The organism is Kitasatospora sp. NPDC091335 (assembly GCF_044757205.1).
GTDB lineage: Bacteria > Actinomycetota > Actinomycetes > Streptomycetales > Streptomycetaceae > Kitasatospora.
Genome location: NZ_JBIVUM010000004.1, coordinates 511,847 through 533,948, shown reverse-complemented (window position 1 = coordinate 533,948; position 22,102 = coordinate 511,847). Strand labels below are relative to the sequence as shown.

At 72.4% G+C, this 22,102-nt stretch carries 14 protein-coding genes; all 14 read right to left on the bottom strand.

All coding sequences use genetic code 11. From position 1 onward, the window contains the following. Window positions 1–127: 127 nt before the first annotated feature. The gene (locus tag ACIQOW_RS13745; RefSeq protein ID WP_401083713.1) at window positions 128–289 is read right to left on the bottom strand and encodes a hypothetical protein; all 162 of its coding nucleotides are present in this window, start codon (window positions 287–289) and stop codon (window positions 128–130) included. 329 nt (window positions 290–618) lie between these two features. After that, entirely contained in the window at window positions 619–2,208 is a 1,590-nt protein-coding gene (serA, locus tag ACIQOW_RS13740; protein WP_188296767.1) for a phosphoglycerate dehydrogenase, read from the bottom strand. A 243-nt stretch (window positions 2,209–2,451) separates the two neighbouring features. Next, entirely contained in the window at window positions 2,452–3,450 is a 999-nt protein-coding gene (ilvC, locus tag ACIQOW_RS13735; protein WP_188296764.1) for a ketol-acid reductoisomerase, read from the bottom strand. Window positions 3,451–3,584: 134 nt separating this feature from the next. After that, a complete protein-coding gene (gene ilvN / locus ACIQOW_RS13730) occupies window positions 3,585–4,109 on the bottom strand; it encodes an acetolactate synthase small subunit (protein WP_188296763.1) in 525 nt (174 codons plus the stop codon). Between the two features lie 85 nt (window positions 4,110–4,194). Further along, complete coding sequence (locus ACIQOW_RS13725; protein ID WP_188296762.1) at window positions 4,195–6,048, bottom strand: acetolactate synthase large subunit; 1,854 nt, start codon at window positions 6,046–6,048, stop codon at window positions 4,195–4,197. A gap of 332 nt (window positions 6,049–6,380) precedes the next feature. Next, a complete protein-coding gene (locus tag ACIQOW_RS13720; RefSeq protein ID WP_401083767.1) occupies window positions 6,381–9,332 on the bottom strand; it encodes a putative bifunctional diguanylate cyclase/phosphodiesterase in 2,952 nt (983 codons plus the stop codon). Between the two features lie 553 nt (window positions 9,333–9,885). After that, window positions 9,886–12,930, bottom strand: a complete 3,045-nt coding sequence (locus tag ACIQOW_RS13715; RefSeq protein ID WP_401083711.1) for an AAA family ATPase — start codon at window positions 12,928–12,930, stop codon at window positions 9,886–9,888. 152 nt (window positions 12,931–13,082) lie between these two features. Then, window positions 13,083–13,241, bottom strand: a complete 159-nt coding sequence (locus tag ACIQOW_RS13710; protein WP_188298359.1) for a hypothetical protein — start codon at window positions 13,239–13,241, stop codon at window positions 13,083–13,085. Between the two features lie 411 nt (window positions 13,242–13,652). Next, on the bottom strand, window positions 13,653–15,155 hold the full coding sequence (gene gatB, locus ACIQOW_RS13705) for an Asp-tRNA(Asn)/Glu-tRNA(Gln) amidotransferase subunit GatB (RefSeq protein WP_401083766.1): 1,503 nt from the start codon (window positions 15,153–15,155) through the stop codon (window positions 13,653–13,655). Between the two features lie 171 nt (window positions 15,156–15,326). After that, window positions 15,327–15,587, bottom strand: a complete 261-nt coding sequence (locus ACIQOW_RS13700) for a hypothetical protein (protein ID WP_401083709.1) — start codon at window positions 15,585–15,587, stop codon at window positions 15,327–15,329. After that, window positions 15,584–17,092 (bottom strand): Asp-tRNA(Asn)/Glu-tRNA(Gln) amidotransferase subunit GatA, encoded by a 1,509-nt coding sequence (gatA, locus tag ACIQOW_RS13695; protein ID WP_188298354.1) that lies wholly within the window; start codon window positions 17,090–17,092, stop codon window positions 15,584–15,586. Before gatA ends, ACIQOW_RS13700 begins: the two co-directional genes overlap by 4 nt. A gap of 5 nt (window positions 17,093–17,097) precedes the next feature. Beyond that, window positions 17,098–17,394 (bottom strand): Asp-tRNA(Asn)/Glu-tRNA(Gln) amidotransferase subunit GatC, encoded by a 297-nt coding sequence (gene gatC / locus ACIQOW_RS13690; protein ID WP_030057414.1) that lies wholly within the window; start codon window positions 17,392–17,394, stop codon window positions 17,098–17,100. 275 nt (window positions 17,395–17,669) lie between these two features. Continuing rightward, window positions 17,670–19,484 carry a putative bifunctional diguanylate cyclase/phosphodiesterase gene (locus tag ACIQOW_RS13685; protein ID WP_401083707.1) on the bottom strand — a complete coding sequence of 605 codons (1,815 nt, stop codon included), beginning with the start codon at window positions 19,482–19,484 and terminating at the stop codon, window positions 17,670–17,672. Between the two features lie 311 nt (window positions 19,485–19,795). Next, entirely contained in the window at window positions 19,796–22,084 is a 2,289-nt protein-coding gene (ligA, locus tag ACIQOW_RS13680) for an NAD-dependent DNA ligase LigA (RefSeq protein WP_401083705.1), read from the bottom strand. Window positions 22,085–22,102: the final 18 nt, after the last annotated feature.

Sequence of the window (22,102 nt, the reverse complement as noted above, 5' to 3'; positions counted from 1 at the left end):
CCGACGGGGACGAGCAACTTCCCTCGGATGGAACGGGGTTGCACTCTACTGGGTGACGGCCGGCCACCCCGTACGGCCCATTCGACCGATGAACGCCAGCGTCGCCCCGACGATGGGAGCCGGGCGCTCAGTGGCCGGTCACGCCGCCGTTGTCCCGACGGTCCAGCGAGCGCTGGAGGGCGGCGGCCGCGAAGGGGTTCCGCTCGGCGGCCCGGCGGCGGCGCGGGGCGCGGACGGCGGTGGCGGCGGGGGTGGACGTGGCGTGGCGGTCGGCGGCGGTCGGCGACATACCGGGCTCCTCGGAAGCGGCGCTGCGCGAGCAGCGCGAGGGGGAGGGAGGTGCCGCGCGCAGCGCCCCGGGACGGGCGCCGACGGGCGGCGGAGGGTACGCGCGGAGCAGGGATCGCCTGCTCGGAGGGCGCACGCGCACACGGGCCGCGAGCCCTGGCTACAGGGGCGGCACACCGTATGGCCCTTCCACGGTACGACCCCGTCCCGGCCGTGTCTGCACGAATACTTGGATTTCCTACTATCTGAGACGGGCGTCACCCGGGGGAACGCAGCGAGGCCCGGACCACCGTGCGAACGGTGGTCCGGGCCCCGGAGGAGCGTGCGAACTCAGCCCAGGTCGACCGAGCGCGCGAAGCGGGCGCCGATCTCGGCGGCGATGGCCGAGAGCACCTCCTGCGGGATCTCGGTGTCCACGGTGATGGAGGCCAGCGCGTCGCCGCCGTCGCGGGCGACCTGCATGCCGGCGATGTTGATGCCCGCGTCGCCGAGGTGGCGGCCGAGCACGCCGACCACACCGGGGCGGTCCTCGTACTTGAAGAAGGCCATGTGGTCGGTGAGCGCGACGTCCACGTCGAAGGCGTCCACGCCGACGATCTTCTGGGTCTGCTTGGGGCCGGCCAGCGTGCCGGAGATGGCGATCTCCCCGCCGCCCGAGAGCGTGCCGCGGACGGTGATCACGTTGCGGTGCTCGGCGCTCTCGCTGGAGGTGGTCAGACGGACCTCCACGCCGCGCTCCTGGGCGAACAGCGGGGCGTTGACGTAGGACACCGTCTCCGCCACGACGTCCTCGAACACGCCCTTCAGCGCGGACAGTTCGAGCACCTTCACGTCGTGCTGGGTGATCTCGCCGCGGACCTCGACGTCGAGGCGGACGGCCACCTCGCCGGCCAGCGCGGTGAAGATCCGGCCGAGCTTCTCGGCGAGCGGCAGGCCCGGGCGGACGTCCTCGGCGATCACGCCGCCCTGGACGTTCACCGCGTCCGGCACCAGCTCGCCGGCCAGCGCCAGGCGCACCGACCTGGCGACCGCGATGCCGGCCTTCTCCTGCGCCTCGTCGGTGGAGGCGCCCAGGTGCGGGGTGGCGACCACGTTGTCGAAGGCGAACAGCGGGGAGTCGGTGCACGGCTCCTTGGCGTACACGTCCAGGCCCGCGCCGGCCACCCGGCCCTCGCGCAGGGCGCTGGCGAGCGCCTCCTCGTCCACGATGCCGCCACGGGCGGCGTTCACGATGCGGACGGTCGGCTTGACCTTGTGCAGCGCCTCGTCGCCGATCAGGCCGATGGTCTCCGGGGTCTTCGGGAGGTGGACGGTGATGAAGTCCGAGACCTCCAGCAGCTCCTCCAGCGAGACCAGCTTGACGCCCATCTGCGCGGCGCGGGCGGCCTGGATGTAGGGGTCGTACGCGACGATCTTCATCCCGAACGCGGACATCCGCTGCGCGACCAGGACGCCGATCCGGCCGAGGCCGACCACGCCGAGGGTCTTCTCGCTCAGCTCGACGCCGGTGTACTTGTTGCGCTTCCACTCGCCCTGCTTGAGCGCGGCGTTGGCCGGCGCGATGTTGCGGGCGACGGAGACCAGCAGGCCGCAGGCCAGCTCGGCGGCGGTCACGATGTTGGAGGTCGGCGCGTTGACGACCATCACGCCGGCCTTGGTGGCGGCGGCGACGTCCACGTTGTCCAGGCCGACGCCGGCCCGGGCGACCACCTTGAGCTTGCGGGCGGCGGCCAGCGCCTCCGCGTCGACCTTGGTGGCGGAGCGGATCAGGATCGCGTCGACGTCGGCGATCGCGGTGAGCAGCTCGGTGCGGTCGGCGCCGTTGCAGTGGCGGATCTCGAAGTCGGGGCCGAGGGCGTCGACGGTGGCGGGCGAAAGCTCTTCGGCGATCAGTACGACGCCGGTCTTCGCAGTGGTCACAGTGCTCACGACAGTGGGTCCTTAACTGTCCGGTCCCCCCGGGCACGTAGGTGGCGTGGAGGGCGGGGGAAGGTGGCATGCCGCGTGAGTAGACGCACGACGCTGTGGGCCTGACGCGCACTCGGAGTGTATCGACGGGGTGGGTAGCGGGCTGCTCCCGTCCGGCGAAATCACCCGGACGAGAGCAGCCTACTTGTACAAGGACGTAACAAAACCGGGGCCGGGAAAACGGCCCGGAGGAGGTCAGGCGTTCTCGTTGACCCAGCTCATCAGCGAGCGCAGCTTCTTGCCGGTGGTCTCCAGCAGGTGGTCCTCGTCGGCCTTCTTGTACTCGTTGTACTTGGGCAGACCCGCCTTGTACTCGGCGATCCAGGTGTTGGCGAAGGTGCCGTCCTGGATCTCGGTGAGGACCTTCTTCATCTCGGCCTTGGTGGCGTCGGTGATGATCCGCGGGCCGGTGACGTAGTCGCCCCACTCGGCGGTCTCGGAGACCGACCAGCGCATCTTCTCCAGGCCGCCCTCGTACATCAGGTCGACGATGAGCTTCAGCTCGTGCAGGCACTCGAAGTAGGCGATCTCCGGCTGGTAGCCGGCCTCGACCAGGGTCTCGAACCCGGCCTTCACCAGGGCGGCGGTGCCACCGCAGAGGACGGCCTGCTCACCGAACAGGTCGGTCTCGGTCTCCTCGGTGAAGGTGGTCTTGATGACGCCGGCCTTGGTGGCGCCCAGGCCCTTGGCGTACGACAGCGCCAGGTCGAAGGCCTTGCCCGAGGCGTCCTGCTCGACCGCGACGATCGCGGGGACGCCGCGGCCCTCCTCGTACTGGCGGCGGACCAGGTGGCCCGGGCCCTTCGGGGCGACCATGCAGACGTCGACGTCCGCCGGGGGCTTGATGAAGCCGAAGCGGATGTTCAGGCCGTGACCGAAGAACAGGGCGTCGCCGGCCTTCAGGTGCGGGGCGATGTCGGCCTCGTAGACGTCGGCCTGGATCGGGTCCGGGACCAGGATCATGATGACGTCGGCCTCGGCCGCGGCCTCGGCCGGGGTGACGACGCGCAGGCCGGCCTCCTCCGCCTTGGCACGGGAGGTGGACTCGGGCTTCAGGCCGACCCGGACGTCGGCGCCGGAGTCGCGCAGCGACAGCGCGTGGGCGTGGCCCTGGCTGCCGTAGCCGATGACCGCGACCTTGCGGCCCTGGATGATGGACAGGTCGGCGTCGTCTTCGTAGAACAGCTCGGCCACGGGGGTACTTCTCCTTGCGTGATGGATGCCGGGTACGCGGTGTTCACCGTATGCGCACGCGACGTGGTGTGGGGTCTTTGCTTGAAAGGTGCCGCGCGCCCTTGAAAGGCGGTGGCGGGCGAGACGCGCGCTGTTTACGCGCTGCGGTCCAGGGCGCGCAGCGAGCGGTCCGTGATGGAACGCGCGCCGCGGCCGATGGCGACCAGGCCGGACTGGACCAACTCCTTGATGCCGTAAGGCTCCAGCATCCGGAGCATGGCCTCCAGCTTGTCCGAACTGCCGGTGGCCTCGATGGTCACCGCTTCCGGCGACACGTCGACGGTCTTGGCACGGAACAGCTGGACGATCTCGACGATCTGCGACCGGGTCTCGTTGTCGGCGCGGACCTTCACCAGGACCAGTTCCCGCTGGATCGCAGCGGACTGGTCGAGTTCGACGATCTTTATCACGTTCACGAGCTTGTTGAGCTGCTTGGTGACCTGTTCCAGCGGGAGGTCCTCGACGTTGACCACGATCGTCATCCGGGACACGTCCGGGTGCTCGGTCGAGCCGACGGCGAGGGAGTCGATGTTGAAGCCCCGACGGGAGAACAGCGCGGCGATGCGGGCGAGCGCGCCGGGCTTGTTCTCGACCAGGACGGAGAGGGTGTGCTTGGCCATGGGATTCCTCAGTCGCTCAGGAGGGGTCCGGCGTAGCCGGTCCCGAGAAGGGCGGTGGCGGGCGACGGGTGGGTAGCAGGGGGCGTCAGTCGAGGTCGTCGCCGAAGTCGGGGCGCACGCCCTTGGCGAACTGGATCTCGTCGTTGCTGGTGCCGGCCGCGACCATCGGCCAGACCATGGCGTCCTGGTGGACGATGAAGTCGATGACGACCGGGCGGTCGTTGATCTCCATCGCCTGCCGGATGACCGCGTCCAGGTCCTCGGGGCGCTCGCAGCGCAGGCCCACGCAGCCCATCGCCTCGGACAGCAGGACGAAGTCGGGGATCCTGGTGCCCTGGGCCGGCGGCTCGATGCCGTCGTGGCCGGGGCCGGAGTGCAGCACGGTGTTGGAGTAGCGCTGGTTGTAGAACAGCGTCTGCCACTGCCGGACCATGCCGAGCGAGCCGTTGTTGATGACCGCGACCTTGATCGGGATGTCGTTCAGGGCGCAGGTGGCCAGCTCCTGGTTGGTCATCTGGAAGCAGCCGTCGCCGTCGATCGCCCAGACCGCGCTCTCCGGGCGGCCGGCCTTGGCGCCCATCGCCGCGGGGACGGCGTAGCCCATCGTCCCGGCGCCGCCCGAGTTGAGCCAGGTGCCCGGCTTCTCGAAGCCGATGAACTGCGAGCTCCACATCTGGTGCTGGCCCACCCCGGCGGCGTAGATCGCCTCGGGGCCGACCAGCCGGCCGATCCGCTCGATGACCTGCTGCGGCGAGAGCTGCCCGTCCGGGGCCGGCTCGTAGCCGAGCGGGTAGGTCTTCTTCCACTCGTCGAGCCGCTCCCACCACTCGGTGTAGTCGCCCTTGTGGCCGGCGTCGAACTCGGCCTGGACGGCGACGATCAGGTCGGCGAGGACCTCCCGGGCGTCGCCGACGATCGGCACGTCCGCCGGGCGGTTCTTGCCGATCTCGGCCGGGTCGATGTCGGCGTGGACGACCTTGGCGTTGGGGGCGAAGCTGTCCAGCTTGCCGGTGACCCGGTCGTCGAAGCGGGCGCCGAGGGTGAACAGCAGGTCGGACTTCTGGAGCGCGGTGACGGCCGGGACGGAGCCGTGCATGCCCGGCATGCCCAGGTGCTGCGGGTGGCTGTCCGGGAAGGCGCCGAGCGCCATCAGGGTGGTGACCACGGGGGCGCCGGTCAGCTCGGCGAGGATCCGCAGCTCGGCCGTGGCCTGCGCCTTGATCACCCCGCCGCCGACGTACAGCACCGGGCGCTTGGCGCCGACCAGCAGCTTCGCGGCCTCGCGGATCTGCTTGGCGTGCGGCTTGGTCACCGGGCGGTAGCCGGGCAGCGCGGTCTCGACCGGCCAGCGGAAGGTGGTGGTGGCCTGGAGCGCGTCCTTGGCGATGTCGACCAGGACCGGGCCCGGGCGGCCGGTGGAGGCGATGTGGAAGGCCTCGGCGATCACCCGGGGGATCTCGGCCGGGTCGGTGACCAGGTAGTTGTGCTTGGTGATCGGCATCGTGATGCCGCAGATGTCCGCCTCCTGGAAGGCGTCGGTGCCGATCGCCTTGGAGGAGACCTGGCCGGTGATCGCGACGACCGGCACCGAGTCCATGTACGCGTCGGCGATCGGGGTGACCAGGTTGGTCGCGCCCGGGCCCGAGGTCGCCATGCAGACCCCGACCCGGCCGGTGGCCTGGGCGTAGCCGGTGGCGGCGTGACCGGCGCCCTGCTCGTGCCGGACCAGGATGTGGCGCACCTTGACGGAGTCCATCAGCGGGTCGTACGCGGGAAGGATGGCGCCGCCCGGGATGCCGAACACGGTGTCCGCGCCCACGGCCTCCAGGGAGCGGATGAGCGACTGGGCGCCGGTCATGGTCTCGACGACGTGCTGGGGAGCGGGAGCGTTCGCGGCCGGGTTGTCCCCGCGGCGGGGGGATGCGGCGTGCTCGGTCATCTGCCTGTCTCTTCTCGGGTTTTGCCGACTCGGTGCTGCGGGCCCCGGTGCTGCGAGGGAGGGGTCCCGGTCCGGGTCGATCGCCGGCTCTGCCTCGATCGTCCCGCTCTGGTCCGGTACGTCGGACGTGCTCGGGCGGCCGAGGCCAGGGGTCTTGCGGAGGTGGAACAGCGTCAGTGCAACAAAAAACCCCTCGTGCCCAAGGGCATGCGAGGGGTGGCGCGTCGGTCTGTCACGAGCAGGGCGTTCGAGCCCACTCAGCCGACGCGCCCGCCAAGTACGAGAATTCGGGTGCGCATGGCAACGACCTTCCTCCCGTGCGGGGCGGCATGTCAAGCAGGTGGGATGACCGTCTCGCCATGCGGACCGCCGGACGGGCCGGTGGCGGCACGGCGTTCGGGCAGGTCAGGACCGCCGTGGTGATGTGCGCCACGTCCCGGCGTGGCGTCCGTCCTGGCACCCGCCCGGCCACCCGCCCGGGTGTCGGCGGCGGCGGCCGGGTACGGGCGCCGGGCGGAGAGCGGGCCCGGCGGCGTGGGCAGCGGATAGCTCCGGCGGGCCAGCGCCCGGCGCAGCCGGGGCTCGTCCAGCGGCGGGGCGAAGGCCGAGCCCTGGGCCTGCCCGCAGCCCAGGTCCTGGAGCGCGGCGACCTGCCGGGGCAGGTCCACGCCCTCCGCGGCGGTGGCCATGCCGAGGTCGCGGCCGAGCCGCAGCGCGTGCCCGGCGAGGGTACGGCTGAGCGGGGACTCGCCGAGGTCCTGGACGAGCGTGCGGTCCAGCTTGAGCCCGTCCAGCGGCAGCCGGGCGAGCGCGCCGAGCGAACCGCCGCCGGCGCCGTACCCGGCCAGCCAGGTGGAGACGCCGAGGCCGCGCAGGGCGGAGAGCCGGCGGCCGAGTTCGTCGGCGAGCGAGTCCGGGCCCATCCTGGCCACCTCGATCACCAGCTCGTCGGCGGGCAGTCCGCTGTCGCGCAGCGCCGCGGCCACCGTCTCGTACAGGCCGGGCGAGCAGAGCCGTTCGACGGAGAGCCGGACGGCCACCGGGACGGGCTCCGGCGCGACGCGGCCCCTGCCCGGCAGGCCGCGCCGCTCGGCGGCCGCGGTGACCGCCTCCAGGACCAGCCAGCGGGAGAACCGGGTGGCCGCGTCGCCGTGCTCGGTCGAGCGCAGGAACTCGGCCGGGGTGAGCAGCAGGCCGCCCAGCGAGCGCCAGCGGGCCTGTGCCTCGACGCCGGTCACCGTGCCGCTGGAGAGGTCGACCACGGGCTGGTGGAGCAGCGTGAAGCCGCCCTCCCGGACGGCCAGCCGCAGCCGTTCCTCCAGCTCGGTGCGGCGCTCCAGGTCGGCCCGCATCGCGGGGGCGTAGAGCACCACCCGGCCCTTGCCCTCGGACTTGGCCCGGTACATCGCGAGGTCGGCGTTGCGCATCAGCTCGTCGGCGGCGGCTCTGGGGTCGGCGGCCGCGCCGCGCTCGGGGGTGCCGAAGGCGATGCCGATGCTGGCGGCGACACCGAGTTCGGCGCCGCCGATCCAGTACGGGTCGGAGAGCGCGAGCCGCAGCCGCTCGGCCAGCTCCTGGACCTGGAGGCGGCCCAGCGGGCCGCAGACCAGGGCGGCGAACTCGTCGCCGCCGAACCGGGCGACGGTGTCCCCGCAGCGGACGGCGTTCTGGAGCCTGCGGGCGGCCTGCACCAGCAGCTCGTCGCCGACCTGGTGCCCCGCGGTGTCGTTGACCGCCTTGAAGCCGTCCAGGTCGATGAAGAGCACGGCGATCCCGGCGCCCGTGTCGCCCAGCTGGCCACGGGCGCCGAGGGCGGCTCTCAGTCGCTGGGTGAACAGCGCCCGGTTGGGCAGGTCGGTGAGCGGGTCGTGGAAGGCGTTGTGCTGCAACTGGGCCTGGAGCATGACGCGTTCGGTGACGTCCCGGCTGTTGAGCAGCAGGCCGTCGCGGTGCCGGCTGATCGTGGACTCGACGTGCAGCCACTCCCCGGAGCCGGAGCTGATCCGGCACTCGACCCGGGTGGAGAGCTCGGCGTTGCCGGGGCCGCGGTGGGTGGTGAGCCGGACCCTGGCGACGTAGCGGCGGACCTCGGAGAGCACCCGGCCGACGTCCTCGGGGTGGACCAGGTCCAGCAGGTTGCCGCCGACCAGCTCCTCCGGGTCCCGCCCGTAGACGCCGAGCGCGGCCGGGGAGACGTACGAGAGCACGCCGTTGGCGCCGGCGATCATGATGACGTCGCTGGAGCCCTGCACCAGGGAGCGGAAGTGCGCCTCCTTGTGGGCGAGTTCCTGGGCCAGCGACAGGTTGTCGAGCAGCATCACGCCCTGCCGGAGGATCAGCGCCAGCCCGACGGTGCAGGCGGCGGCCGCCACCACCCGGTCCAACTCCCGCCCGCCGAGGGCGTTGTAGAGGATGCCGGCGGTACAGACCGCGGCGGCGGCGTACGGGGTGAGCGCGCTGAAGGTGGTGGCCACCCGGCGGCGCGGCAGGCCGCCGGCCGAGGGGTGCTCGCGCAGCGGGCGGCGCCGGCGCGGCGACCACGGCGCCCAGGCCAGCAGCAGACTGCCGGAGAACCAGCCGGCGTCCAGGAGTTCGCCCGAGTGGTAGCTGCTGCGCAGCTCAGGGGAGGTGAACAGGGCGTCGCAGGTGACGGTGACGGCGAGCGCCAGCATCGCGGTGTGCACCGCGGCCCGGTTGCCGTCCCGGCCCCCGAAACGCAGTCCCACCACCAGGCTGACCAGCAGGATGTCCAGCACCGGGTAGGCCAGGTTGAGGGCCAGCCGCAGCGGGGAGCCGTCCTCGCCGGCCGCGATCCGGCCGAGCGCCAGGCTCCAGCTCAGGGTGAACAGCGAGCCGGCGATCAGCCAGCCGTCGAGCAGCAGGCAGAGCCAGCCGGCCGCCGTGCGCGGGTGCTTGGCGAGCACCAGGACGCCGGTGATGGCGAGCGGGGCGAACAGCAGGAAGGCGTACTCGGCGAGCGAGTCCTTGGGCAGCGGGGTGCGTTCGACCAGCTCGTACCAGCCCCAGGTGCCGTTGCCGAAGGCCACCATGAACGAGGAGAGGCCGAACAGCAGCCAGGCAGGGCGGGCGTGCCCGGCGGCCGTGCAGCCGTACACCAGGCACGAAAGCGCGGCCGCCAGGGCCGCCGCGGCCAGGCCGAAGTCGCCCATGAAGACGGACAGTTGGTGCGATCCCCAGCCGGCCGCGGCGCCGCTGGCGTAGGCCAGGCAGAGCACGCCCAGGACGAGGCCGGGCAGCGTGCGGCTCTCCCGGAACAGCCACAGCGGGCAGCGACGGGCCGGCGCGGGCACGTCGGCGGCGGACGTGTCGGTGTGCGGTGCGTCCGGCCGTCCGGTTCCGGGCAGCACCGTTTCGGTGGAGCTCACTCGGCCTCTCCCCCTCCGGCCCGGGGCCTCGCGCCCCGGCCACGGGCCACCGGCCGCGCACCTCTCGGCCGTGCGCGGTGGCCTGGCGCCCCGTCAGGGCGGTGGCCCAGGGGGTGGGCGGCCTTCCGACCGCCACACCGTACCGATGCTCCCAAAATGGACCCTACACCAATTCCGTCACTCAATGACACGCACACTCAACTTAGAGTAATGGCGAAAGGGTGGGGAAATGCCCCTGATTCCTACGGATAGGCCCGGTTGGCGGCGGCGCGCGGGCGGGGGCTCACGCGGCGCGCACGGGAGCATGAGGCGGCGCCCGAACACCGGTTCCAGGACGGACGAACGGCGGTGCCGGGCAGGCGCGACGACGATGCGGAGCGACGGTGCCGGGCAGGCGAAACGGCGGGCCCGGACCGGTCGAAGCCGGTCCGGGCCCGTGGCGGGGCGTGTCTCAGCGGCCGGAGGGGGCCAGGTCGTCCGGGAACAGCCGCAGCCGGTGCGCCAGCGCGGCCGCCTCGCCCCGGCCGCCGACGGCGAGCTTGCCGAGGATGTTGGAGACGTGCACGCTCGCGGTCTTCGGAGAGATGTACAGTTCCCCGGCGATCTGCCGGTTGGTCCAGCCGCGCGCGAGCAGCCGGAGCACGTCGCGCTCACGGGGAGTGAGGTTGAAGGAGTCCCCGGCGCTCTGGACCGGTACCGCGGCGGCCGTCCGCCCGGCCGGGGCGAGGCTCAGCCCGGCCCGTTCGGCCAGGGCGGCGATCTGCCCGCCGAGCAGCCGGTCGTCCCGGACGGCCGCCAGTTCGGCCGCCTCGCGCAGCAGTTCGGCGCCGGCCTCGCGCCGCCCGGCCTGCACCGCGGCCTCACCGGCCCGCAGCAGGGCGAGCGCGAGCGGGTACGGCAGGCCGGTCGGCCGCAGTGTCTCGACCGCGGCGGCCCAGCCCTCCGGGGTGTCCGCACCCTCGGCGCGCGCCAGTTCGGCCTCCAGCAGCCGGGCCCAGCCGTGGTGCAGCGGCGCCCTCGGCCGCAGTTCGGCGGCGGCCGCGGCGATCGCCGCCAGCGCCCCCGCCCGGCCCGCCTCGGCCTGCGGCAGGCCCCGGCTGTCCGCCTCCACCGCGGCGGCCTCGGCCAGCAGCGGGTAGACGTCGGACTCGTTGCCGCTGCGCCCCTCCTCGGCGAGCGCGGCGAGCAGCTCGGCCCTGGCCTCCAGCGGCCGGCCGCCGAGCGCCGCGAGCCGCACCGCCAGCCGGCTGATCGGCACGCTGTGCTGGACCTGGCCGACCCGGTTGGCCGCCCTGGCCTGCGCCAGCATGGTCGCCGCGACGGGCAGGTCGCCCTTCAGCAGGGCGAGTTCGCCGCGCATCCGGTCCAGGAACTCGGCGTGGGTGCCGGTCAGGCTGGTCAGCTCGCAGGCGGCGAGCACCTCGGCGGCCTCCCCCACCCGCCCGAGGTCGGTCAGCGCCTCGACCAGGTTGCCGGTCAGGATGGTGCCGATGTTGCGCAGCAGGCCCTTGCCGTCGGCGAAGTCCAGGCCCTCCCTGCTCAGGGCGACGGCCTCCTCTGACCGGCCCAGCCCGCGCTGCATGCTGGCCAGGTTGTTGATGCCGCGCAGCAGCAGGTCGGGCACGCCCAGCAGGCGGGCCCGCTCGACCGCGCCGGCGAGTTCGGCCAGCCCGCCCTCGGCGTCGCCCTGCAACTCGTAGCGCAGGCTGCCGAGGGTCATCCTGGCGTGCACCTCGACCGAGTGGGCGCCGACCTCCTGGGCGGTCCTGATCGCCCGCTCGGCCAGCCCGACGTGCTCGGGGCCCGGCTTCTTGAGCATGGCGGACCCGGCGCCGAGGGCGAACACCTCGGCCTGCACGGCGGACGGCGCCAGGTGCTCCACCAGCCGGTGCGCGTGGGCGATCTCCTCGTCGTCCCCGGAGCGGCGCAGACTGCCCAGCATCCGGGCCCGGTTGATCCGGAACCAGGCCGCCCGCACCGGGTGTTCGGCTTCGTCGACCAGCCGGATGCCGCGCTTGGCCAGGCTCAGGCCGCGCTCGCGGTCGCCGCTGCGCCGGGCCGCGACCACCGCCTCGGCCAGCACGTCGACCAGCTGGATCCGGCCGCGGTCCTCGTCCGCGCCACTGTGGTCGCAGGAGCCCGGCGGGTAGGTCTCGGCCCAGTCGTACGGGCGCAGGGTGTGCGCCAGCACCTCCTCGGAGACCAGGTCCCACAGCTCCAGGGCCCGTTCCAGCATGCCGAGTTGCTCGGCGAAGGCGTTGCGGCGGCGGGCCGCGCGGGCGGCGTCCAGGGCGGTCGGCAGGGCGCGGGCCGGATCGTGCGCGTGGTACCAGTAGTTGGCCAGCCTGGCGGGCAGCGCGTCACCGGGGACGAGCTGCGGCTGGGCCTCCACGGCGAGTGCGAACTTGCGGTTGATCCGGTGCCGTTCGCCGGGCAGCAGGTCGTCCGAGACCGCCTCGCGGACCAGCGCGTGCCGGAACCGGTAGCCCTCGCCCTCACTGTCCGGGCGCAGGATGTTGGCGCCGACGGCCACCCGCAGGGCCTCGATCAGCGCCTCCTCGTCGTCGTCCAGGACGGCGGCCAGCAGGGCGTGCTCGACGTGCGAGCCGCCCTCGGCGGCGATCCGCACCACCCGCTGGGCGTCCTCGGCCAGGCCCTCGACCCGTACCAGCAGGATGTCCCGCAGCGAGTCGGTCAGCCCGGCGCCGCAGCCGTCCTCGAAGGCGGTGGCCAGCTCCTCGACGAAGAACGGGTTCCCCTCCGAGCGGCGGTGGATGCGGTCCACCAGCTGGCGGTCGGGGGCGGTGGTGCCGAGGATGCCGGCCAGCTGGGCCGCGACCTCGCGACGGTCGAACCGGGCGAGCTCCAGTCGCTGGACGGTGCGCAGCCGCTCCAGCTCGGCCAGGAAGGGGCGCAGCGGGTGCCGGCGGTGCAGGTCGTCGGTGCGGTAGGTGGCGACCAGCAGCACCCGGGAGCGGTGCAGGGTGCGCACCAGGAAGGCGAGCAGCTCGCGGGTGGAACGGTCGGACCAGTGCAGGTCCTCGACGGCGAGGACGAGGGTACGGTCCGCGCCGAGCCGTTCGAACAGCCTCGCGGTGTGCTCGAACAGCCGGGCCCGGCTGTACTCGTCGTTGGGTTCGCCGTCCACCTCGCCGAACTCGGAGAGCAGCAGGGCGAGATGACCCTCGCTGCCGGCCGCGGCGGCCTCCAGTTCGGCGCCCAGCGAGCGGTGCAGCCTGCGCAGCGCGGTGGCCAGCGGCGCGTACGGGAGCCCCTCGGCGCCGACCTCCAGGCAGCCGCCGAGCGAGGTGACCGCGCCCCGGGCGGCGGCGCGCTCCAGGAACTCCTCCAGCAACCGGGTCTTGCCGACGCCCGCCTCGCCGCCGATCAGGACGGCCTGCGGGCTGCCGGTGCCCGCGCGGCGCAGCGCGTCGGTCAGCTCGGTGATCTCGTTGCCACGGCCGACGAAGACGGGGCTGACCGATGTGTGCTGCATGGAGGCGAGCATGCCATAGCCGGTGGGGACCGGCCGAGGGGTTATCTCCCAGCGCGAACGGGGTGCGGGGCCCGAACGCCCGGAGGGGGAGACGCTCACTCGCAGCGTCTCCCCCTCCGGGACTCCGTCGGCACCGTCCGGATGCCGGACCGTCAGCATTCGGGCTGACGCACGGGGCGCCGCTGGAAGCGGGTGGCCACCGGACGCTGCCGCAGCCGGCTCGCCTCCTTGGCCTCGCGCACCAGGCGCTCGTGCTCGGCGCGGGCCACGAGCTCGTGGGCCTGTTGCTGGAAGGTCTGGTACTCGATCATCTCTGCTCCCCCTGCGGGTCTCACTGCGTTTCGCCGTCCTGCTGACGAGTAAGAGCTTCCTCCGCCAGTGGGGGGTGCCGCATCGGGAGCGTGCCGCATCTTCCGGGGCCCGGAGGCCTTAGATCGGGGGCAGATCGGGCGCGGGAGAAGGTTTAAGGCCCGACCTCACCCCATTACAGAGGTGAGACCGGGCCTTAGGCCTTACTTAGAGGGCCTTAGATGGCTTAGATGCCTTAGGAAGACAGGGTTGACAGCCTGAGGAGCATCTCAGTCGGAGGCGCCCAGCTTTCCGGGCTGTGCCTACTGTCCTTCCACGGCAAGCCGCTCCGGGCTGTGCCTACTGTCCTTCCACGGCAAGCCGCTCCAGGCTGTGCCTACTGTCCTTCCACGGCAAGCCGCTCCAGGCTGTGCCTACTGTCCTTCCACGGCAAGCCGCTCCAGGATCAGATCCTTCACCCGGGCCGCGTCGGCCTGGCCGCGGGTGGCCTTCATGACCGCGCCGACCAGCGCGCCCACCGCGGCGACCTTGCCGTCGCGGATCTTGGCGGCGATCGCCTCGTTCTCGGCGATGGCCTGGTCGACGGCGGCGCCCAGCGCGGAGTCGTCCGAGACCACGGCCAGGCCGCGCTTCCCGACGATCTCGTCCGGCTCGCCCTCGCCGGCCAGCACGCCCTCGATGACCTGGCGGGCCAGCTTGTCGTTCAGCTTGCCCTCGGCGACCAGCGCGGCGACCCGGGCGACCTGCGCCGGGGTGATCGGCTGCTCGCTCAGCTCGGTGCCGGTCTCGTTGGCGCGGCGGGCCAGCTCGCCCATCCACCACTTGCGGGCCTGGTCGGCGGGGGCGCCGGCCGCGATGGTCTCCTGGATCGACTCCACCGCACCGGCGTTGAGCACCGACTGCATGTCCTTGTCGGACAGGCCCCACTCGGCCTGGAGCCGGGCGCGGCGCACCCGCGGCAGCTCGGGCAGGGCGGCGCGCAGCTCCTCGACCCACTCCCGGGCGGGGGCCACCGGCACCAGGTCCGGCTCGGGGAAGTAGCGGTAGTCCTCGGCGTTGTCCTTGATCCGGCCCGAGGTGGTGCTGCCGTCCTCCTCGTGGAAGTGACGGGTCTCCTGGATGATCGTGCCGCCGTCGGTGAGCACCGTGGCGTGCCGCTGGATCTCGAACCGGGCGGCCCGCTCCACGCTGCGCAGCGAGTTGACGTTCTTGGTCTCCGAGCGGGTGCCGAAGGTCTCGGTGCCGTTCGGGCGCAGCGACAGGTTGACGTCGCAGCGCATCTGGCCCTTGTCCATCCGGGCCTCGGAGACGCCCAGCGCCTTGATCAGCTCGCGCAGTTCGGCGACGTACGCCTTGGCGACCTCGGGGGCGCGCTCGCCAGCCCCCTCGATCGGCTTGGTGACGATCTCGATCAGCGGGATGCCGGCCCGGTTGTAGTCGAGCAGCGAGTGGGTGGCGCCGTGGATGCGGCCGGTGGCCCCGCCGACGTGGCTGGACTTGCCGGTGTCCTCCTCCATGTGGGCGCGCTCGATCTCCACCCGGAAGGTCGTGCCGTCCTCCAGCTGCACGTCGAGGTAGCCGTTGAAGGCGATCGGCTCGTCGTACTGCGAGGTCTGGAAGTTCTTGGGCATGTCCGGGTAGAAGTAGTTCTTCCGCGCGAACCGGCACCACTCGGCGATCTCGCAGTTCAGCGCGAGGCCGATCTTGACGGCCGACTCCACGCCGGTCGCGTTGACCACCGGCAGCGAGCCCGGCAGGCCCAGACAGGTCGGGCAGGTCTGGCTGTTCGGCTCGGCGCCCAGCTCGGTCGAGCAGCCGCAGAACATCTTGGTCTTGGTACCCAGCTCGACGTGGACCTCAAGGCCCATCACCGGGTCGTAGGAGGCCAGTGCGTCGTCGTAGGACACCAGATTCATGGTGCTCACAGGAATCCCTTCGTCTTCAGTGCGTCTTCGGTGTCCACACGCCATCGTTGGTACGACGGCAGCTGGGAGAGAAGCTCAAGGCCGATGTGTTTGGGCGGACGTCCTTGTTCTTCCCCGTGGGCACGGCGGGCCCGGGCCGTCAGCCCGGGCCCGCCACGGCTGCTAGCCCAGCAGCACGTCGTCGGAGCCCAGGTGACGCAGCTCGCGCACCAGCAGGGCGGTGCCGGTGACCAGCGCGGCCGCGCCGACCAGCGCGTTGACCAGCTTGAGGGTGTCGCTCTCCGCGCGGGCCTTGCGGACGTCCTTGGCGATGGAGATCGCGCCGAACGCGCTGGTGCCGATGGACAGCCACAGGCCGGGCTTCGAGTGCTTCCACCCCTTGAGCGAAGCGGACTGGGACTTCGCCTTCTCGATCTTGCTCACAGTGCCGGTGCCTCCTCCAGCAGGGTGTGCCCCCACTTGTCGTTGAGTGCGGCCTCGACGGCGCCGCCCACGCGGTACAGGCGGTCGTCCGCCATCGCGGGTGCGATGATCTGGAGGCCGACCGGGAGATTGTCCTCCGGGGCCAGGCCGACCGGCAGCGACATGGCCGCGTTGCCCGCCAGGTTCGACGGAATCGTGCACAGGTCTGCCAGGTACATCGCCATCGGGTCGTCGGCGCGCTCGCCGATCGGGAAGGCGGTGGTCGGCGTGGTCGGCGAGACCAGCACGTCCACGCCCGCGAAGGCGGCGTCGAAGTCGCGCGAGATGAGCGTGCGGACCTTCTGGGCCGAGCCGTAGTAGGCGTCGTAGTAGCCCGAGGACAGGGCGTAGGTGCCCAGGATGATGCGGCGCTTCACCTCGGGGCCGAAGCCGGCCTCGCGGGTCAGGGCGGTGACCTCCTCGGCCGAGCGGGTGCCGTCGTCGCCGACCCGCAGGCCGTAGCGCATGGCGTCGAAGCGGGCCAGGTTGGAGGAGCACTCGCTGGGCGCGATCAGGTAGTACGCCGGCAGCGCCAGGGTGAAGGACGGGCAGGAGACCTCGACGACCTCGGCGCCCAGCTCGCGCAGCAGCTCCACCGACTCGTCGAAGCGCTGCATCACGCCGGCCTGGTAGCCCTCGCCGGCGAACTCCTTGACGACGCCGATCCGCATGCCGCGGACGTCGCGCATCCTCGCGGCCTCGACCACGGCCGGGACGGGCGCGTCGATCGAGGTGGAGTCCAGCGGGTCGTGCCCGGCGATGGCCTCGTGCAGCAGCGCCGCGTCCAGCACGGTGCGGGCGCACGGGCCGCCCTGGTCGAGCGAGGACGAGAACGCCACCAGGCCGTAGCGGGACACCGAGCCGTAGGTCGGCTTGACGCCGACGGTGCCGGTGACGGCGCCGGGCTGGCGGATCGAGCCGCCGGTGTCGGTGCCGATCGCCAGCGGGGCCTCGAAGGCGGCCAGCGCGGCGGCCGAACCGCCGCCGGAGCCGCCGGGGATGCGGGACAGGTCCCACGGGTTGCCGGTCACGCCGTACGCGGAGTTCTCGGTGGAGGAGCCCATCGCGAACTCGTCCATGTTGGTCTTGCCGAGGATGACCACGCCGGCGTCCTTGAGACGGCCGGTCAGCGTGGCGTCGTACGGCGGGATCCAGCCTTCGAGCATCTTCGAGCCGCAGGTGGTCGGGATGCCCTTGGTGGTGAAGACGTCCTTGAGCGCGAGCGGGACGCCGGCCAGAGGGCCCAGCTCCTCGCCCTTGGCGCGCTTCTCGTCGACGGCCCTGGCCGCGGCCAGCGCGCCCTCGGTGTCGACGTGCAGGAAGGCGTTGACCTTCTTGTCGACCGCGTCGATGCGGTCCAGGTGGGCCTGCGCGACCTCGACGGCGGACACCTCGCCCTTGGCGATGGCACCCGCGGTCTCGGCAGCCGTCCACTTGATGATCGGCGTGGGGATCAGCTCGGTCATTTCGGTCAGTCCTCCCCGAGAATCTGCGGCACACGGAATCGCTGCTCCTCGGCGGCGGGGGCGCCGGACAGCGCCTGCTCCGGGGTGAGCGACGGCCGTACCTCGTCCGCGCGCATGACGTTGGTCAGCGGCAGCGGGTGGGAGGTCGGCGGGACGTCCTGTCCGGCGACCTCGGAAACGCGGGCGACCGCGCCGATGATCACGTCGAGCTGCTCGGCGAAGTGGTCCAGCTCTTCGGGCTTCAGCTCAAGACGCGACAGCCGGGCGAGGTGGGCGACCTCCTCGCGCGTGATGCCAGGCATGCAGCGATCCTCAGGGTGAGTTCTGGTGAGGCCCGGCGGTGCCTTGCGGACGGTGCCGGGCCCGGGTCGGAGCAGCCGGGTTCGACGCTCCGTCCTCGTGGTCTTTGGACCCCATCCTATGGGGCCGGGACCGGCCACCGGCCAACGCGTGAACCGAGGCGCCCGTCACCGCCCCGTCACCACCCCGTCACCGCCCCGGCGCGACGTCCTGCGGGTGCCCCCGGCCGCGCCGTCCGCCGGGTTCCGCCGCGGCCTGGTGCAGCCGCGGTCTGGTGCTACTGCGGCCTGGTGCGGGCCCAGCCCTGCGGATTGATCTCCATGTGGGCGGCCTGCGCCACCTGGGCCACCGGCGCCACCGGCGGCAGCGTGGGCGGGATGACCGGCGGCCGGCACGGCGGGAGCGTCGGCGGCAGCACCGGCAGCACCGGCGGCCTGACGGGCTGGGCGATCGGCCTGGTGCCCTGGGCCGGCTGGAAGCCGGCGTGCAGCTGGGGCGGTACGCCGAGCCGCTCCACCGGCGGGGCGCCGGTGCGGTGCACCCGCAGCCAGGCGGTGGCCTGCTCGGCCGGCAGCGCCGCCGACACCAGCCAGCCCTGGACGGCGTCCACGCCCATGCAGTGCAGCCGCTCCCAGGTCTCGTCGTCCTCGACGCCCTCGGCGACCACGGTCAGGCCCAGCGAGTGGGCGAGCTCCACCGAGCAGCGGACCACCGCCGCGTCGTGGTCGTCGGCGACCATCCGGGAGACGAAGGAGCGGTCGATCTTCAGCTCGCCGACCGGCAGGCTGCGCAGCCGCACCAGCGAGGAGTGCCCGGTGCCGAAGTCGTCCAGGGACATCCCGACGCCGTAGCCGCGCAGTTCGGCCAGGGTGTCGGCGGCCCGCCGGGAGTCGTCCAGCAGCAGCCGCTCGGTGATCTCCAGCTGGAGCGCGTGGGCGGGCACCTGGTGGCGCACGAGGTGCCCGGCCACCCGCTGGGCGAAGCCGGGGTTGAGCACGTCGCGCGGCGAGACGTTGACCGCGACCTGCACCTGGAGGCCCTGTTCGCGCCAGTACGCGAGCTGGCCGACGGCCGCCTCCAGCACGTAGTCGGTGAGCCGGGGCATCAGGCCGCTGGACTCGGCGAGCCCGACGAACTCGTCCGGCGAGACCTTCCCCTGCCCTGGCCGCTCCCAGCGCAGCAGCGCCTCCAGGCCGACCACCCGGCCGTCGAAGGCCACCTTCGGCTGGTAGTGCAGCTGCACCTCGCCGGCCTCCAGCGCCCGGCGCAGGTCCCCCAGCAGACCGATCCGGTACGGGGTGTCGGCGTCCTGGGTCTCGTCGTACTGGGCCACGCCGCTGCATCCGCGCTGGGCGTGGCCCATCGCGACGTCGGCCCGGCGCAGCAGCGACTCGGCGTCCTGGGCGTGCTGCGGGTAGACGCAGACGCCGCCGCTGGCCTCCAGGACGAGCAGCAGTCCGTCCAGCCGGATCGGGGCGGCGAGTTCGGCGATCAGCGCCTTGGCGACCCGTTCCAGGCTGTCCGGGCAGTTGATGCCGGGCAGCAGGACGGCGAACTCGTCGCCGCCCATCCTGGCCACCATCGGACGGCCGCGGCGGTAGTGCCTGGGCAGGCCGGCGAAGACGTCGTCGATGGACTCCCGGGTGGCGCTGCCGGCCGGACCGCCGGAGCGCAGTGCCCGGTGCAGCCGGCGGGCGATGTGAACCAGCAGCCGGTCGCCGGCCGTATGACCGAGTGTGTCGTTGAGCGACCGGAAGCGGTCGAGATCGAGCAGGATGAGACCGACGCTGTAGCCCTGTTCACACTCCGCGATCGCCTCCTGGGCGGCCAGCAGCAGGGCCTGACGGTTGGGCAGGTCCGTCAGGGGATCGGTCAGCTGGTCGCGGGCGCGGTCCCGGGCGATCCGCCAGGCCGCCACCAGCACCGCCAGGGGCACGGCGAACAGCGGCAGCAACTCGGGTTCGTACCGGTAGACCAGGACGGCCAGCGGGATGAGCGGCGCGGCTCCGGCCAGCAGCACGCCGAGCAGCAGGACCGCCCCCGCCACCCCCTGCGGCGGGCGTGTGGGCGCACCGCCGGTCGTACGATCCATAAGCCCTGTCCTCCGTCGGGCCCGCCCCGTCAGGCCGCCTTACGGTGAGGCACCGTGCCGGTACCGACAGCTGCCGGGCATGGAGCGACCCCGCGGAACACCGGCCCAGCCGGTGCCCCCACCCCTGCTGACACTCTGTTGCGCTCCAGGGTATGCCGGGGTCCACCCGGTGGGCAGACTTTCGGACAACCGGAAACGCGCCACCGCGCCCGGGTGTCGCACAGTGACACAATGCCCGCTTTCACAGGGCGGCACCCGATGACGCTGCATCAGGACGATAACAACACCGATCCGGTCACCGGCCGCCCGGGTCAGTCCTCGACGGGCTCCTTCTTCGCCTCCTCCGCCCCCTCCGGCTCCGGAAGTCCCAGGTGGGCACGGGCGGCGGCCGGCCCGTCGGCGAGCAGCACGGCGAACCCGGCGTCGTCCAGGACCGGCAGGCCGAGCTGAACGGCCTTGTCATACTTGGACCCTGGATTGTCACCGGCGACCACAAAATCGGTCTTCTTCGAAACCGAACCGGTCACCTTCGCTCCGCGCGAGGTCAGCGCCTCCTTGGCGCCGTCCCGGGTGTGGCCGGCCAGGGTGCCGGTCACCACGACGGTCAGGCCCTCCAGCGGACGGTCCGCCTCCTCCTCGTCCGCGAACTCCTCGGTGAAGCGGACGCCGGCGGTGCGCCACTTCTCCAGGATGTCGCGGTGCCACTCCTCCTGGTACCACTCGACCACGGACCGGGCGATGATCGGCCCGACCCCCTCGACGGCGGCCAGCTCCTCCTCGGTGGCCGAGAAGATCCGGTCCAGGTCTCGGAACTCCCGGGCCAGCTCCTGCGCGGCGACCGGCCCCACGTGCCGGATCGAGAGCCCGTTGAGGAAGCGCCAGAGCGGACGCTCCTTGACCTTCTCCAGGTTCTCCAGCAGGAGACCGGCCGTCTTCTTGGGCTCGCCCTTCTGGTTGGCGAAGAAGGTGGCCTTCTTCTCCTTGCCGGTCCGGTCGTCCAGCTTCGGCATGCCCGTCTTCTGGTCGCGCACCAGCACCTGGATCGGCAGCAGCTGCTCCATGGTCAGCCCGAAGATGTCGCCCTCGTCCTTCACCGGCGCCTCGGCCGGCTCCAGCGGCTGGGTCAGCGCGGTGGCCGCGACGTAGCCGAGGCCGTCGATGTCCAGCGAGGAGCGGCCGCCCAGGAAGGCGATCCGCTCCCGGATCTGGGCCGGGCAGAACTGGGCGTTGGGGCATCGCAGATCGATGTCGCCCTCGGACATCGGACGCAGCTCGGCCCCGCACTCGTGGCAGTGCGAGGGCATCACGAACTCCTGCTCGGTGCCGTCCCGCAGGTCCTCCACCGGCCCGAGGATCTCCGGGATCACGTCACCGGCCTTGCGCAGCACGATCGTGTCGCCGAGCAGCACGCCCTTCGCCTTGACGATCTCCTGGTTGTGCAGCGTCGCGTACTGCACCATCGAACCGGCGACCTTGACCGGCTCGGCCAGCACCGCGAACGGGGTCGCCCGGCCGGTGCGCCCGATGCCGACCCGGATCTGCGCCAGCCTGCCGGTGACCTCCTCCGGCGGGTACTTCCAGGCGATCGCCCAGCGCGGGGACTTGGAGGTGGATCCGAGCCGGCCCTGGAGGGCGATCTCGTCCACCTTGACCACGACGCCGTCGATCTCGTGCTCGACCGAGTGCCGCTGCTCGCCGAACTGCCGGATGAACTCCCGCACCTCGTCGAGGGTCCCGACCACCCTGTTGTGCCGGGCGGTCGGCAGGCCCCACGCGCGCAGCAGGTCGTAGGCGTGCGACTGGCAGTCGATCTCGAACCCCGTCCGGGCGCCGATGCCGTGCACCACCATGTGCAGCGGACGGGAGGCGGTGACGTGCGGGTCCTTCTGGCGCAGCGAACCGGCGGCGGCGTTGCGGGGGTTGGCGAACAGCTTGAGGAGGGCCTGCGGGCGCTTGCCCTCCTCGGCGCGCGCCTCGTTCTCCGCCCTGCGGCGCTCGTTCTCGGCCGCGAGCGAGGCGTTCAGCTCCTCGAAGGCCTCGGTCGGGAGGAACACCTCACCGCGGATCTCCACCAGCTCGGGGATGTCCTCGCCCTTGAGGCGGTGCGGGATCTCCTTGATGGTGCGGACGTTGGCGGTGATGTCCTCGCCGACCCGGCCGGTGCCCCGGGTCGCGGCGAGCACCAGCTCGCCGCGCTCGTAGGTGAGGTTGACGGCCAGGCCGTCCACCTTGAGCTCGCACAGGTAGTGGTAGTCGATGCCGTCCAGCTCGCGGGCGACCCGCTCGGCCCAGGCGGCGAGTTCCTCGTCGTCCATCGCGTTGTCGAGGCTGAGCAGCCGCTCCCGGTGCTCGACCTTGGTGAAGCCCTCCGCGACGTCGCCGCCGACCTTCTGCGTCGGCGAGTCCGGGGTGACCAGGGCCGGGTGCTCGGCCTCGATCACCTCCAGCTCCCGCATCAGGGCGTCGAACTCGGCGTCGCTGACGATCGGGGCGTCCTGCTCGTAGTACCGGGCGCGGTGGTCGGTGATCTCCTGTGCCAGCTCGGCGTGCCGCCTGCGCACCTCCGCCGGGACGTCCTCCCAGCCCTCGACAGCCGTCACCGCAAGCCCTCCTACGTT